The organism is Deinococcus fonticola (genome assembly GCF_004634215.1).
GTDB classification, from domain to species: Bacteria; Deinococcota; Deinococci; order Deinococcales; family Deinococcaceae; genus Deinococcus; species Deinococcus fonticola.
Window position 1 is genome coordinate 1 of sequence record NZ_SMMH01000017.1, and the last position, 13,501, is coordinate 13,501.

General features: G+C 62.7%; 12 protein-coding genes and 1 tRNA gene. 5 read left to right on the forward strand and 8 right to left on the reverse strand.

Annotated elements, in window-relative coordinates:
- From E5Z01_RS11165 to E5Z01_RS11175, 3 genes are all read left to right on the forward strand, one after another.
- Window positions 1-1,397: NHL repeat-containing protein (locus E5Z01_RS11165; protein WP_205750485.1), on the forward strand; the 1,397-nt coding region annotated here is incomplete at its 5' end.
- Window positions 1,398-1,426: 29 nt separating this feature from the next.
- A complete protein-coding gene (locus E5Z01_RS11170; RefSeq protein ID WP_135229436.1) occupies window positions 1,427-1,795 on the forward strand; it encodes an Ig-like domain-containing protein in 369 nt (122 codons plus the stop codon).
- Window positions 1,796-1,983: 188 nt separating this feature from the next.
- On the forward strand, window positions 1,984-3,171 hold the full coding sequence (locus tag E5Z01_RS11175; protein ID WP_135229437.1) for a tyrosine-type recombinase/integrase: 1,188 nt from the start codon (window positions 1,984-1,986) through the stop codon (window positions 3,169-3,171).
- A gap of 18 nt (window positions 3,172-3,189) precedes the next feature.
- On the opposite strand, the gene E5Z01_RS19525 is transcribed toward E5Z01_RS11175, so the two are convergent.
- From E5Z01_RS19525 to kdpB, 6 genes are all read right to left on the reverse strand, one after another.
- Window positions 3,190-3,348, reverse strand: coding sequence for a hypothetical protein (locus E5Z01_RS19525; protein WP_167757879.1), 159 nt, complete (start codon window positions 3,346-3,348; stop codon window positions 3,190-3,192).
- A 91-nt stretch (window positions 3,349-3,439) separates the two neighbouring features.
- Window positions 3,440-4,531 carry a universal stress protein gene (locus E5Z01_RS11180; protein ID WP_135229438.1) on the reverse strand — a complete coding sequence of 364 codons (1,092 nt, stop codon included), beginning with the start codon at window positions 4,529-4,531 and terminating at the stop codon, window positions 3,440-3,442.
- A gap of 3 nt (window positions 4,532-4,534) precedes the next feature.
- Window positions 4,535-5,191, reverse strand: a complete 657-nt coding sequence (gene kdpC / locus E5Z01_RS11185) for a potassium-transporting ATPase subunit KdpC (RefSeq protein WP_135229439.1) — start codon at window positions 5,189-5,191, stop codon at window positions 4,535-4,537.
- Window positions 5,188-6,894 carry a potassium-transporting ATPase subunit KdpA gene (gene kdpA / locus E5Z01_RS11190; protein ID WP_135229440.1) on the reverse strand — a complete coding sequence of 569 codons (1,707 nt, stop codon included), beginning with the start codon at window positions 6,892-6,894 and terminating at the stop codon, window positions 5,188-5,190. Before kdpA ends, kdpC begins: the two co-directional genes overlap by 4 nt.
- Window positions 6,895-6,975 (reverse strand): K(+)-transporting ATPase subunit F, encoded by an 81-nt coding sequence (gene kdpF, locus E5Z01_RS11195; protein ID WP_129117492.1) that lies wholly within the window; start codon window positions 6,973-6,975, stop codon window positions 6,895-6,897.
- A gap of 84 nt (window positions 6,976-7,059) precedes the next feature.
- Window positions 7,060-9,090, reverse strand: coding sequence for a potassium-transporting ATPase subunit KdpB (kdpB, locus tag E5Z01_RS11200; RefSeq protein ID WP_135229441.1), 2,031 nt, complete (start codon window positions 9,088-9,090; stop codon window positions 7,060-7,062).
- A gap of 139 nt (window positions 9,091-9,229) precedes the next feature.
- Between kdpB and E5Z01_RS11205 the strand changes: the two genes are divergently transcribed.
- Window positions 9,230-10,780, forward strand: coding sequence for a sensor histidine kinase (locus E5Z01_RS11205; protein WP_240738323.1), 1,551 nt, complete (start codon window positions 9,230-9,232; stop codon window positions 10,778-10,780).
- A complete protein-coding gene (locus tag E5Z01_RS11210) occupies window positions 10,777-11,406 on the forward strand; it encodes a response regulator (RefSeq protein ID WP_135229442.1) in 630 nt (209 codons plus the stop codon). The genes E5Z01_RS11205 and E5Z01_RS11210 overlap by 4 nt, the downstream gene beginning before the upstream one ends.
- A gap of 675 nt (window positions 11,407-12,081) precedes the next feature.
- Here E5Z01_RS11210 and E5Z01_RS11215 read toward each other — a convergent pair.
- Window positions 12,082-12,157, reverse strand: a tRNA-Lys gene (locus E5Z01_RS11215).
- A gap of 39 nt (window positions 12,158-12,196) precedes the next feature.
- Window positions 12,197-13,369 carry an MFS transporter gene (locus E5Z01_RS11220; protein ID WP_240738324.1) on the reverse strand — a complete coding sequence of 391 codons (1,173 nt, stop codon included), beginning with the start codon at window positions 13,367-13,369 and terminating at the stop codon, window positions 12,197-12,199.
- Window positions 13,370-13,501 lie beyond the last annotated feature (132 nt).

The following is a 13,501-nucleotide window of genomic DNA, read 5'->3' on the forward strand; positions in this document are numbered from 1 at the left end:
TCAGTTCCGCACCTGGTACAACACCGTCCGCCCGCATTCGGTCTTGGGGTACAGCTACCCCTGGGTTAAGCTTCTGGAAGTGGCTGAGTCTCTCAAAGCCGCTTGAAGGATTTTCTGGAGCACTACCTACAGCCACCATTGGGAAAACCAGCGTCAAGCTTGGTGGTGCGGTCAACTTGCCGAACGGGACGTATACCGTCCAAGGGACAGCCATCGGTGTGGGCGCAAAAGTGTATGTCGCTAAGCCTCTAACTATTGCGGTCAAGGGCAACACCAACATCAAGGTCAGCTATGAGAAACTTCCGCCCGGCGCACCTGATCCCCTCTTCGGTGCCGGGGGGCAGCGCAAGACCGCCATTACAGGGCTGCCCGTGTTTGATCACTGGTATGTCATGTCGTCCGGGTCTGACCTGCCTGTCATCACGTCGGCGGGCACATCCGGTAACAACCGCCAGCAGCTCGTTGGCCTGACGGGGACGGCCCTCGGCCCTGCTACACCTGTTCAACTGCGGGACGGCCTAGTGTGGCGCAATCCCACACCGCTCATCAAAGACGGCAACGGCTACCTCGCGGGCGTCAGTGACGTTTTTGGTACTGTGGTGCGCTACGACCGCACCGGCAAACAGGACAGCAGCTGGAAAACGACGCCCAGCCTCGGGCCGTACGTCAGAGGCTTGCTGCGCCTTCCTGATGGCGGTCTGCTGGCCTACGGCGGCCAGACCTCACCCGAGGTCTGGAAGCTCTCCGCGAATGGGGCGGCGGACGCGAAGTTTGGTGAGGGCGGACGCCTGTCACTGGCAGCGGTTGATCCCACTTTGGATAACAACGGATATGTAAAAACGGCCCGCATCATGTCTGATGGGCGAGTACGTCTGGCAGTAATTGAGGGCAGCCTGCTGTCGCTGATTGATCTCAGCATCGACGGACAGCCCAAGCTGGTTGCCCCTGCACTCCGCTTACCCTTCGCCGCCACCTCCCTTGACCCTGCGGCCAACATCGTGATTCAGGCCAACGGCAGTGTGTACGTGCTAACGGCGGATTCAAATAAATACCAGACCCAACTGGTGCGGGTCACACCGTCTGGGGGACGCGACCCCGCCTTCAAAGCTCCGCCCGCATCCAATGCGCTGTCGATGGCGGGCGTCACAGTACAACCCGACGGCAAAGTGGTGATCGCCTACCGCACGCCTGACAGTGACTCACGCATCATCCGTTACCTGCGGACTGGCGAGGTCGACCAGGCTTTTGGCAACAAAGGCATCGTCCAAGTCAAGGATCTCGTCTACGGCGTGGAGATGGCTGCCGACGGCAAGTTGTATTTGGTCGGTGCAGGGGTGGCGGAGGCACTGGTGCCGTCCTCCGCTTTTCTGCGCATCACGCGTCTGCTTGCCGAGTAACCTACACATAGCAACCACCGGAGGAAATCATGTTAGGAAAACGTTGGATCAGTATTGCGGCCCTCGCTCTCGCCCTCACATCGTGTGCCCAGCCAGCCGTGCCAAAAGTGACAGATGATGACGCACCTGTGATCACCAAAGTGTGGATTACGGATAACAACGCAACTATGGCTGACACGCTGATGGTGGCCGACGTGTCCGATGATGTGGGTCTGGCAAAAGTGGAGTTTTACATCGGCGCCAACAAGGTCGGTGAGGTTGATGCCAAGAGTGCAACCGGCGGCAGCTACTCCGTGAAGGTAGGCGAGAAGGGGTACGCCTGCCTGTTGACGAAGGTGATCGCCACCGACACGGCAGGTAACCGCACGGAGGCAAACGGCTCCACCAGGTGCATCTGAAGCCCGTCAGAAACGAGGAAGGCTCTCCACTTCGCTGGGGGGCCTGTGTTCTTTTTCTCCTGCCCCCAAATTTATTGTTTCTTCATACACGTTACTGCTGGTTACTGCTGGTTCCTACTGGTTTCGGTAGCGTCTGACAGGGAGAAAAACGACTGGAACGGCGCTTCAAGACCCTCTAGCGTCATGCCATGACACACAACACGAACGGCTTTCGCCATGGCAATTACGAGGAGCTTCCTGACGGTCGGGTGAGGTGGCGGGTCAGGGTGGTCTACCTGGACGGCACCACTGGGCGAAAACACGGAACTGAAAAAAACCGCAGGGCTGCGGAGAAGGCAGTGGCGGCAGCAGTCGCCCAAGCGGGTTCCAACGTTGATCCCCAAACAGCCCCGACCATTGCTGAACTGGTACAGGAATACATGGACGTCAAGGCAGGCACATGGAAGAAGCGCACCAACTTCAACAACCGCGACATCTTTACCCGTCACATCCAGCAGAAAATCGGACACATCCGGGCGACCCAGTTTCGTCCGAAGGACTTGGCTCGGTATTACCAGGATCTTGGCCGCAGTGGCCTGGGCTTCAGCGGACAGAATCAGATCGCCTCACTCCTGTCGGGTGCTTACAAGCTGGCCGTAGCCGAAACCAGATTAAGTGCTCACCAGAACCCGACACAACACATCCGTCCCAAACGAAAAGGACAGGCCACGATGCGGTCATCCTTTACGCCACAGGAGGCCGCCAAGTTCTACAACGAGGCCATCAAAGACCAATGGGCGTGGCCTCTCGCATTCATGCTGTTTACGGGTATGCGTATCGGGGAAGTGGTGGGGTTGAAGTGGTCGGAAGTAGATTTCCTGCCGGATGGCCGCACCCGCGTGAGGGTGGCAAATACCCGTGCCGAACATCGGGGCGAGATCTTTGAGAATTCTCCCAAGTCCGCCGACAGCGAACGGGTGCTGATGGTTGCTCCCGAAGCCACCAAGATTCTCCGGTGGCGACAGGAACGCGGGCGCATCGAAGGCCAGATCGCTGGTGAACCTGTGTCCAGCTATGTGTTCTCTTCACTGCGTCGCTCAAGCAGGTACGGTCAAAAGATTCAGCCCCTGCGGCAGGACACCCTGCGCGGTGTGATGACGCGGATCTGCAAGCAGGCGAACATTCCTGTTCATCCACCACATGTCCTGCGGCACACGTGGACGTCCCTGCTGTACAGGCAGGGTGAGAACATCGCCACCATCTCCAAGGGCTTGGGACATGCCAAGATCACAACGACCACCAGCTTCTACCTCAAAGCGTTCAACGAGGATGTGGAGAACGCCCACCTCAAGCTGGACGGTCTCGCCGCCCCCACTGACCCTGACGACATTGGCTGAGTGAGGGGGCGAGCCTCATCACTCCTCAAGCACAATCAGGGGGATCAGGCGCTCCACTAGCTCTTCGTGCATCTTTTCCAGTTGCACGGCGGTGATGGTGTCACCCTCTGTCAAAGCAGCCATGCCGGAAGCAACAAGCGCCTCGTGGCTGAGGCGGTCTCGCTGGACGCTGCCCATCGCTGCTGTCAAATCCGGACAAGGTTCAGAGCCAGACGTCTCGGTTCATTTGCTGCTCATCAGTCAATGAACCGACGAGTATCCCTTTGCCTCAATCCCGGCTGATGACATGCACGTCCACGCCCCGCGTCTGGCGCAGAACGTACTTGATGATGTCCCCGCGCCAGAGTTCCGCCCAGCGGCTGCGACTGGTCTCGCCCATCACGATCTGGGTGGCGTGAACCCTACGGGCGTGACTGACCAGCGCCGCACCGATGCCCTCACCCTTCTCCAGCACCGCGAATTGCCCGCCTAATGCCGCCGTGATCTCACGATAAGTGTCGAGCAGGCGCGATTGCTCCTGTGTCAGACGGTCTGAACGCACCGTGACCACATGCAGTTCCCCACGCAGCCGCTCGGCGAGTTGCCCACCCCGGCGAATCAGTCTGGCTGCCGTATCCTCGGCAGCAATCGCCACCACCACCACTTCATGCGCGGCGGGTTGACCATCCGGCACGTCCATTTCGACGACCTGCGCCACGTGCCGCAGCGCGATTTCACGCAGGGCGGTCAGGTTCGGCACCGTGAAGAAGTTGCCGAGCGACTGCTCGATCTTGTCCGCGCTGTAGATTTTCCCGGCCCTGAGGCGGGCGCGAAGGTCTTCGGGCGGTAGGTCAATCAGCACCAGTTCGTCCGCGTCGTGCAACACATGATCCGGCACACGCTCACGCACGCGCACACCCGTCAGGCGGGCCACCGTGTCGTTCAGCGATTCGAGGTGCTGCACGTTCATGGTGGACAGGACATGGATTCCGGCGTCCCGCAGCACTTCCACATCCTGCCAGCGTTTCACGTTGGGGCTGCCGGGCGCGTTGGTGTGGGCCAGTTCGTCGATCAGGACGATGAAAGGACGGCGCTGAATCAGGCCGTCTACGTCCAGTTCCGATAGGGTGACGTTGCCGTGCTGAATTTCGCGTCTGGGGAACATGGGCAGGCCGTCCGCCGCCTGCATCGTCTCCTGCCGCCCGTGCGTTTCCAGCACGCCGATCAAGGCGTTCTCGCCCACTTCCAGATGCTCGCGCAGGCTGCCCAGAGCGCGGTAGGTCTTGCCCACGCCCGCCGCCATGCCGATGAAAATGCGGTGCGTTCCCCGCTGCGGCGCGGCGCTCTCGCGGTTCAGGGTCAGGCGGATGGGATCAGGCATGGGCTATTTCATTCCGTCCAGCGCGAGGTTCACGGCCAGCACGTTCACCCGCTGTTCGCCCAGCACGCCGAACTGACGGCCCGTGAGGTGGGTGCGGATGACCTTCTCCACCTCGGCAGGCTGCCTTCCCCGCGCCTGCGCGATGCGGTTCACCTGCAAGAGCGCCGTCGCCAGCGAAACATCCGGGTCGAGGCCACTGGCGGAGGCGGTCACGGCGTCCACCGGAACAGGCGCGGAGTCGCTCAGGCCGTTCTCCTGGCGGAAAGCCGCGATGCGTTCCTGCACGGTGTCACGCAGTTTGGCATTGGTCGCGCCCCAGTTGCTCGCCCCGCTGTTCTCGGCGTTGTAAGGCTCCGGGCCGCTGCCGTCGGTCTTATTCGTCATGCTAGGGCGGCCATGCAGGTATTGCGGCGCGGTGAAGTTCTGCCCCAGCACGGCGGAACCGACGACTTTGCCATTCTGCGAGATCAGGCTTCCGCCCGCCTGATTCGGGAAGAGCACGCCCGCGACGCCGGTGGTCAGCAGCGGGTACGCCAGTCCGCACACCAGCGTGAACAGCACGGCGGCGAGCAGCGACGAGAGCAGCAGGCGAGGGAGGGGAGCGGGACGTGGTGCGACAGGCGCGGCGCTTTCATTGAAGAAGGGATCAGGGATGGTCATTTCAGTACAACTCCTTGCAGCATTTGCAGGTGATCAGCGATCGGCCCCAGCGTCAGGGCGGGCAGGAAGGTCAGCGCCCCGACGATCAGGATGATGCCGACGGTCAGGCCGCCGAACAGCGGCGTGTCGGTGGGCAGCGTGCCGCTGGACGTGGGAACGCGGCGTTTGCTGGCGAGCAGCCCCGCCACCGCCAGCATGGGCAGCAGGGTCAGGTAACGCCCGAACAGCATGGCGAGGCCGATGGTGATGTTGTAGAAGGGCGTGTTCGCCCCCAGCCCCGCGAAGGCCGAGCCGTTGTTGGCGGTGCCGGAGGTGTAGGCGTAGAGGATTTCAGAGAAACCGTGTGGGCCGGGATTGTTGAGCGACTTCAGGGCATCGGGCAGCACGCAGGCCAGGGCGGTGAACCCGAGGATGCTCAGGGGGTGCGCCAGGACGGCCAGCATCACCAGTTTCACTTCCCGTGCCTCGATCTTCTTGCCCAGGAATTCCGGTGTGCGCCCCACCATCAGACCCGCAATGAAGACGCTCAGGATCAGGTACTGCACGAAGTTGATGAAGCCCACGCCCTTGCCGCCGAACACGTTGTTCAGCATCATTTGAATCATCGGGACGAAGCCGCCCATGCCGGTATAGGAGTCGTGCATGGAGTTCACACTGCCCGTCGTGGCGGCGGTGGTGGTGGTGGCAAAGAGGGCGGTCTGCGCGATGCCGAAGCGCACTTCCTTGCCCTCCATGTTGCCGCCTGCCTGCGTGGCCGTGACCGTCTGTTCCGCGCCGAGCTTGCTCAGAATTGGGTTTCCGGCCTGCTCGAAGCTGTAAGTCATGCCGAGGAACCCCACGAACATCACCAGCATGCCGCCGAAGATGACCCAGCCCTGCTTGACGTTGCCCAGCAGCCGCCCAAACGCGTAGGTCAGCGCCGAGGGCAGCAGCAGCATGGACAGGATGTGCAGCGCGTTGGTCAGGGGCGTCGGGTTCTCGAAGGGATGCGCGGCGTTCATGGAGAAGAACCCGCCGCCGTTGGTGCCGATGTGCTTGATGCTCTCCAGGCTGGCGACGGGGCCGAGGGCTATCTTCTGGGTCGCGCCTTCCAGCGTGGTTGCGGTGGCGTAGGCGTTCAGCGTCTGCGGCACCCCCTGCCACACGAACACCAGCGCCAGCACGAAGCAGAGCGGCAAAAACACGCGGTAGATGATGCGGGTGATGTCCACCCAGAAGTTGCCCAGATTCCCGCCGCTCTTGCCTGCCAGCCCGCGCATGAAGGCCACCGCCGCCGCGAATCCGGTGGCCGCCGAGGTGAACATGAACGTCGTGATGACCGCCATCTGCGAGAAGTACGACAGGCTCTGTTCGCCGCTGTACGCCTGCCAGTTGGTGTTGGTCATGAAGCTGACCGCCGTGTTCCAGGCGAGGTCAGGAGCCTGCGCCTTCAGGCCCGCCGGATTCCACGGCAGCAGCCCCTGAAGGCGAATGAGCAGGTACGAGAGCAGCAACATGACGAGGTTCGACACCACCAGCACCAGCCCGTAGCGTTTCCAGTCCATGCCCTCGGCGGGGTTGACGCCCAGCAGGCGGTAAGTCAGGCGCTCAGGGGCGGTGTGTTTCTCCCCCGCGAAGACGCCGTACAGCCAGTTCCCCACCGGAACCACCAGCGCGGCCATGATGACCAGCAGCAGAAGCATTTGCAAAACGGCAGCCGACATTTAGAAATCCTCCGGGCGAATGAGGGAATACAGCAGGTAGCCGAACAGGGCTAGCGAAATTAAGGCGAGGGCGAGGATCATAGTTTGTCCATCCCCTTGAGGTAAAGGGCAAGCAGGGCGAAGAAAAGCAGGGAGAGCAGGATCAGGAGAATGTCCATAAGTACCTCAGCCCATGAAGGGCGTAATCAGCAGGTCAATGACCTTGATGGCGATAAACGGCACGATGATTCCGCCCAGCCCGTACACCAGCAGGTTGCGCGACAGCATCTGTGCGCCGCTCATGGGTCGGTACGGCACGCCGCGCAGGGCGAGGGGAATCAGGGCGGGAATGACCAGGGCGTTGAAAATGACGGCGCTCAGCACGGCGCTGGTGGGGCTGTGCAGCCGCATGACGTTCAGCACGCCCAGTTGCGGGTAGGCGGTCACGAACAGCGCGGGCAGGATGGCGAAATACTTGGCGACATCGTTGGCGATGGAAAAAGTGGTCAGCGCCCCACGGGTAATCAGTAGCCCCTTGCCGATCTCCACGACTTCCAGCAGTTTGGTGGGGTCACTATCGAGGTCAACCATGTTCCCGGCTTCCTTGGCGGCCTGCGTGCCGGAGTTCATGGCGAGACCCACGTCCGCCTGCGCCAGCGCCGGGGCGTCGTTGGTGCCGTCACCCATCATGGCGACGAGTTTCCCGGCCTGCTGCTCCACTTTAATCATCTGCATCTTGTCTTCGGGCGTGGCCTCGGCCAGAAAGCCGTCCACGCCCGCCTCTTTAGCAATTGCCTCTGCGGTCAGCGGGTTGTCGCCGGTAATCATCACGGTTTTCAGGCCCATGCGGTGCAGTTCGGCAAAACGCTCACGAATGCCGGGTTTGATGATGTCGGACAGCGCCACGACGCCCAGCAGGCGGTCATTTTCGATGACGGTCAGAGGTGTTGCGCCTCCGCGTGAGACTTCATCAGTGATGAGGGCCAGTTCGGGCGGGATGCGCCCCCCGCGTTCCTGCGCCAGTGCGGAGATGCGGCTGCCTGCCCCCTTGCGGATGGACGTACCGGGAAAATTCACGCCACTCATGCGGGTCTGCGCGGTGAACTCGATGAACTCCGCGCCTTGTGGTTCGGGCGCATCCACCCCGAGTTGACGGGCCAGCGCCACGATGCTTTTGCCTTCGGGCGTGGGGTCGGCCAGGCTGGAGAGCAGCGCGGCTTTCGCCAGTTCCTGTTCAGTGACTCCGGGCAGCGGGTGAAACTTGGTCGCCATGCGGTTGCCGATGGTGATGGTGCCCGTCTTGTCAAGCAGCAGTACGTCCACGTCCCCGGCGACTTCCACCGCCTTGCCGCTCTTCGCGATCACGTTGGCTTGCAGCGCCCTGTCCATCCCCGCGATGCCGATGGCGGGCAGGAGGCCACCGATGGTGGTGGGAATCAGGCACACCAGCAGCGCAATCAGCGTGACCGCGCTGGCGGGGGCACCCGCGTACACCGTAAACGGGTACAGCGTGACCACCGCCAGCAGGAAGATCAGCGTCAGGCCCGACAGCAGGATGCTGAGCGCGATCTCGTTGGGCGTCTTCTGGCGGCTGGCTCCCTCGACGAGGGCGATCATCCGATCCAGAAAAGACTCGCCCGCGCCGGACGTGATTTTGATGACGATGCGGTCAGACAGCACCTTCGTTCCGCCCGTGACGCCGCTATGGTCGGTTCCGGCCTCGCGGATGACGGGCGCACTCTCGCCGGTGATGGCGCTCTCGTCCACGCTGGCGAGTCCCTCCACGATCTCGCCGTCGGCAGGAATCATTTCGCCTGCTTCCACCACCACGAGGTCATCGCGCTTGAGTTGTGTTCCAGTCACGACTTCCTCGCGTCCGTTGACGAGTTTTCTGGCTTTCACGTCCTCGCGGGCCGAACGCAACGAAGCGGCCTGCGCCTTACCTCGCGCTTCCGCCAGCCCTTCCGCGAAATTGGCGAACAGGACGGTCAACAGCAGCAGCAGGGTCACGGCCAGTTCGTACCCCCACGCCTTGCCCGTGACCATGTTGGCGACGGTCAGGTACGCGGTCAGGATGGTGCCGACATACACCACGAACATCACCGGATTGCGGGCCTGATCGCGGGGCGAGAGCTTGGCGAAACTGGCCTTCGCGGCATTCCTGACGAGTTCCGGCGCGAAGATGCTCTGCTTGGGTTGTTTGGCGGTGGCGGTCATGGCGTCCACCGGAAGGAAAAGTGCTTCATACGCCTGGATGCTCGGCCAGCAGCGTGGGAAGCTGTACCTGTCTTCTGGCTACGGGCGTTAGCCAATTGGCTAATCCCGCTTTGTCTTATGGAAGCCTACGCTGTGGGGCATGAGCATGCGGTTTCCCTCCAGCGGCAGGCAGTTCATGCGTGAACTGTTCCCGCCCCCCAAACTCCCCCTGCTGGACGCGACGGTATGGGCTGTGGCCCTCACGCTGCTGGTGGTGGTGGTGCTGGCAGACATCTTCACCCCGGCTTCGTTTGCGGTAGGAACGGTGCTGAGCGCTTCAGTCGCGCTGGCCGCGCTCGGAGAATCGAAGAAGACCGTGTGGCAGCTCACGGCGCTGGCGGTGCTGGCGAACCTGATCGCAGGCTTCTGGAACGGCTGGCGCGACGGTGTCGAAACCTTCCATCTGCTCAACCGGGCCGTGAGCATCCTGTCGGTGGTGCTGGTGTGTGTCCTGACCATCCGCGCCCGCGAAGCGTCCGAACGGGCGGCAGCTTTGAGCCAGGAGGAACGCGAACTGACCCGCGAACGCGCCCGCAGGCAACTCGCCGAGGAGATGGGCGGCCCGCTGGGACAGAAGGAATTTGTGGAACGGGCCGCAACCACTCTGCAAAAGCTGACCGGAGCCTCCAGCGTGGAGATTGGCGCGGTGGACAGGGCGATTCTGGGTCACCCTTACGCGTTGGCGCTCGCGCCCGACCTGACGCTACACGACCACCCCAGCCGCCTGAATCAGCGCATCCCGCTGGAATTCCTGGCCCATCCGGTCGGCGCGGGAGATGTGTGGGCCTCCGGGGGCGGAAACGTGTACCTGGCCCGTCTTCGCCGCCCCACCGAGGGCGACCTGCTGCTGATTCTGTCTAACCCGCAGACGCCGCCCAGCGTAACGGGCATGGCGATTCGCACGCTGCAACCGCTGCTGGAACGCACCGCTCTGCTCGATGACCTGCGCGAGAACCGCGAGCAACTGGCCGAACGTGGGGAGGTGCTACGCGACCTCGTCTATGCTTTCTCGCATGACCTCAGAACGCCGCTGCTGGCGAACGGCATGAACATGCGCTCGGCACTGGATGGCGCTTACGGCGAGTTGCCGCAGGAATACCGCACCAACCTGCAAAACGGCTTGGAAGCCAACGAGACATTGCTGGCGCTGGCTGACCAGCTCCTGCTGGTCGCCAAGTACGAGAGCGGGGAGAACGCCCAGGAAGAAACCCAGAGCGTGAACCTGCGTGACCTGGTGGTGAGCGTGGTGAGCGACCTGAAACCTCGCGCCCAGGCGAAGAATGTCACCTTCGATACGGCCCTGAGCGGCGTCACGGTGCAGGGCCGCAAGCACGACCTGCGCCGCGCCGTACAGAACCTGCTGGACAATGCCGTGAAGTTCAGCCCGCCGGGTGGCACGGTGCGCGTTTCTCTCAGCGATGATGACGATGAGGCGGTGGTGACTGTACGAGATCAGGGGCGGGGCATTCCTGCCGATCAGCAAGCCCGCCTGTTCCAGCGGTTCCGGGGCAGTGGGGCGGGCAGCGGCAGCGGGCTGGGCCTGTACCTCACGCGCCGCATTGCCGAGGCGCACGGCGGCAGCGTGCGTTACCAGCGCCGCGCCGACGCCCGCAGTGAGTTCACCCTGAGCCTGCCTCTCGGTGCGCTATGACCGACCAGACGCGCATCTTGCTGGTCGAGGATCACGTCTTCACCCGTGACGGCCTGCGAACCACGCTGAACCTGCAACCCGACCTGCATGTGACCCTGGAAGCCCGTAGCGGTGAGGAAGCCCTGGAACTGCTCGCGCACCACACGGTGGATGTGGCAGTGGTGGACATAGGCCTGCCGGGCATAGACGGCATCGAGACCGCCGCGCAGATCAAACGGCAGTGGCCCGAGACCCGCATCGTCATGCTCACTGCACACAACCTGCGCGAAGAGGTGTTCGCCTCGCTCGCTTCCGGGGCGGACGCCTACTGCTTGAAAAGCGACAAGCCAGCTTTGCTGCTGCTGGGCATTCGCTCGGCGGCAGCGGGCAGCGCTTACCTTGACCCACAGGTGGCCCATCACGTACTGGGCGGTGTGCGTGCGCCGGAAGCTGGTTCGCCCCTGACGCCGCGTGAACTGGACGTGCTGCGCCTGATCGCTGACGGGCAGGGCAACAAGGAGATTGCCGCTGCCCTGGACGTGAGTGTCGGCACGGTGAAACTGCACGTGCAGGAAATTCTGGTCAAACTGCAAGCCTCAGACCGCACGCAGGCGGCCGTGAAGGCACTTAGGCAGGGGCTGCTGTAAGGATTGAGGATACAAGGTGACCAGGAGGTAGGGGGTATCCGTCAGCTGCATGCAAGGTGCATCGTTGGTGGGATGGAGTATGGTTGGAAGTCAATTTCACGTTCAGCATCATCAGCGACCGTGTCGTGTTCTGCATGAATGGCAGATCAAACCTGAAACTCCAAGGTTCACTTCAAGGGAGGCTGGTAGCAGGTGCTCGTAGGAATCTTTGCTGACGTCAAGGCAAAGCAGGCAGACCTCAATTACTTGTTGACCTCGTGGGGATGGTGAGGGTGCGGTACGACGTTGGCATGCAGGTCGGGATGGAAAGGCTGACAAGTGGGAAGAAAGGGAAGACCGGAAAATGCGTGTGCGAGAACGTTCGTCCCTGCAATGTCCTTCCGGCTTCCCACTTGGTGGAATGAGGGAATCACTGCCCCAGACATCATTCTCCGGACTTCTTCCCAATCTTCCCAGTATTTTTGACCTCAAAGATGAATTTGCTTCACACATCAACCGGAGGTCGCTGGAACAGCTTGCGGCAAAAAATGTCGGTTTTCTACCGCCTTGGAACCAGTAGTCCGCATTTAGGGAGGTTACTTCCACTACTGGGCGAAAAGTGGGCGAAAACTCAAAAATAGCGGCTCGGGTACTCTGATGGCAAATGAAAATCCCCGCACTGGGCGGGGTTTGTTCTGGTGGGTCGTGTAGGAATCGAACCTACAACCCGCTGATTAAGAGTCAGCTGCTCTGCCAATTGAGCTAACGACCCGAGAAGCGAAAGGGAGTATAGGCGGGCAGAGCGGGTTCGTCAAGTCCGTGGGCGGGTGCGGGCGGCGCTCACGAGGGGCAGCAGGGCCAGGACAGCGCACAGGTGCGCCAGGGCAGGGAAGCCGGCGCGGGCGATGATCAGGCCGCCCAGGAGGGTGCCCAGGCCGCTGGCAACGTACCCCAGGCTATCGCTGATGCCCTGCGCGGCGGGCGTGCGAGACAGGGCCTTGCTGCCACTCACGAACACCAGGTTCCAGCCCAGGCCCAGCAGGAACATGCTGACGCCCAGCCAGGTGTGGCTTTCGATGGGGGCGGTAAGCGCGGCAGCCGCCAGCAGGAAGGCGCCGGCCACGTAACCAGGTTTCAGGCCGAGGCGGTCGACCAGTGGCCCGGTGAACCACCCGAAGCCGAACATGCCGAGGATGTGGCCGCTGATGATGGCGGCCACGCCGGCATGATCCATGCCCATGTGGTGTGCCCGCAGGGGCGTGAGGCTCATCAGGGTGACCATGATGCCCTGCCCGGTGGCGAGGGCCAGGGCAGTGGAGCGCACGCCGGGAGTGCGGAAGGCGTCGCGGACGCTCAGGTTGAGTTTCTTGCCGGGTTGCAGCGTCGTCAGGGGTTGCCAGGTGGTGATCAGCACGGCCGCCAGGCCCAGCAGCGCCCCTCCGATCAGCCAGCCGGCCACTTCCGGCGTGGTGCCGAGAACCGTGCCGAGCTGCTCTATGGGCCGCGAGAACCCGGTCATGACGAAGGAGCCGGCCACACTCATGAGCATCAGGGCACCCAGGGCCGCGCCACGCTTATTGTCCGGGACGCTTTCGGCGGCGGCGTAACGTGCCTGCTGGTAGCCGCCCTGCGCCGCGCCCATGGTGGCGGCCCCCAGGAGAAAAAGGGGCGTCAGGTGCAGTTTCGCGCCGAGAAAACCGAGCGCGGCGCCCAGTGTGCCGAGCATGAAAGCCAGCGTGAGGCCCAGCCGCCGCCCGCGCCGCAGCATCAGCGCCCCGAAGAAACTGGCCGAGAAGGCCGCCGAGGTCTGGATCACGGTGCTGGGAAGCCCGGCCAGCGCCTCACTGCCCAGGCTCCCCATGATGATGCTGGCCAGCACCGTGCTGACGGTCGTTGCGCCGGTCGCCATGGCCTGCGCGGCGTACAGCGGGAAGAGGCGCCCGAGCGGCAGCGCGGTGGAAGCGGGGGCGGGCTGGTCAGTCACCGCACCAGTATGCCGCGCCTGGAACAGCTCTCCGAGTTCCGTTCCGCGGAGTACACCACTCTGCGCCACTCCGTCCTTCGTCCTGCTCATCCAAATTCACTCGCGCCGCTCGGACAAAAAGCACTTCGTTCT

What these genes read in the sequence shown, in the direction of transcription:
- E5Z01_RS19525 (WP_167757879.1), bottom strand. Translation starts at nt 3,348, where the DNA reads ATGGGCAGCGTCCAGCGAGACCGCCTCAGCCACGAGGCGCTTGTTGCT.
- kdpC (WP_135229439.1), bottom strand. Translation starts at nt 5,191, where the DNA reads ATGACCATCCCTGATCCCTTCTTCAATGAAAGCGCCGCGCCTGTCGCA.
- E5Z01_RS11205 (WP_240738323.1), top strand. Translation starts at nt 9,230, where the DNA reads ATGAGCATGCGGTTTCCCTCCAGCGGCAGGCAGTTCATGCGTGAACTG.
- kdpA (WP_135229440.1), bottom strand. Translation starts at nt 6,894, where the DNA reads ATGTCGGCTGCCGTTTTGCAAATGCTTCTGCTGCTGGTCATCATGGCC.
- E5Z01_RS11170 (WP_135229436.1), top strand. Translation starts at nt 1,427, where the DNA reads ATGTTAGGAAAACGTTGGATCAGTATTGCGGCCCTCGCTCTCGCCCTC.
- E5Z01_RS11180 (WP_135229438.1), bottom strand. Translation starts at nt 4,531, where the DNA reads ATGCCTGATCCCATCCGCCTGACCCTGAACCGCGAGAGCGCCGCGCCG.
- kdpF (WP_129117492.1), bottom strand. Translation starts at nt 6,975, where the DNA reads ATGATCCTCGCCCTCGCCTTAATTTCGCTAGCCCTGTTCGGCTACCTG.
- E5Z01_RS11210 (WP_135229442.1), top strand. Translation starts at nt 10,777, where the DNA reads ATGACCGACCAGACGCGCATCTTGCTGGTCGAGGATCACGTCTTCACC.
- kdpB (WP_135229441.1), bottom strand. Translation starts at nt 9,090, where the DNA reads ATGACCGCCACCGCCAAACAACCCAAGCAGAGCATCTTCGCGCCGGAA.
- E5Z01_RS11175 (WP_135229437.1), top strand. Translation starts at nt 1,984, where the DNA reads ATGACACACAACACGAACGGCTTTCGCCATGGCAATTACGAGGAGCTT.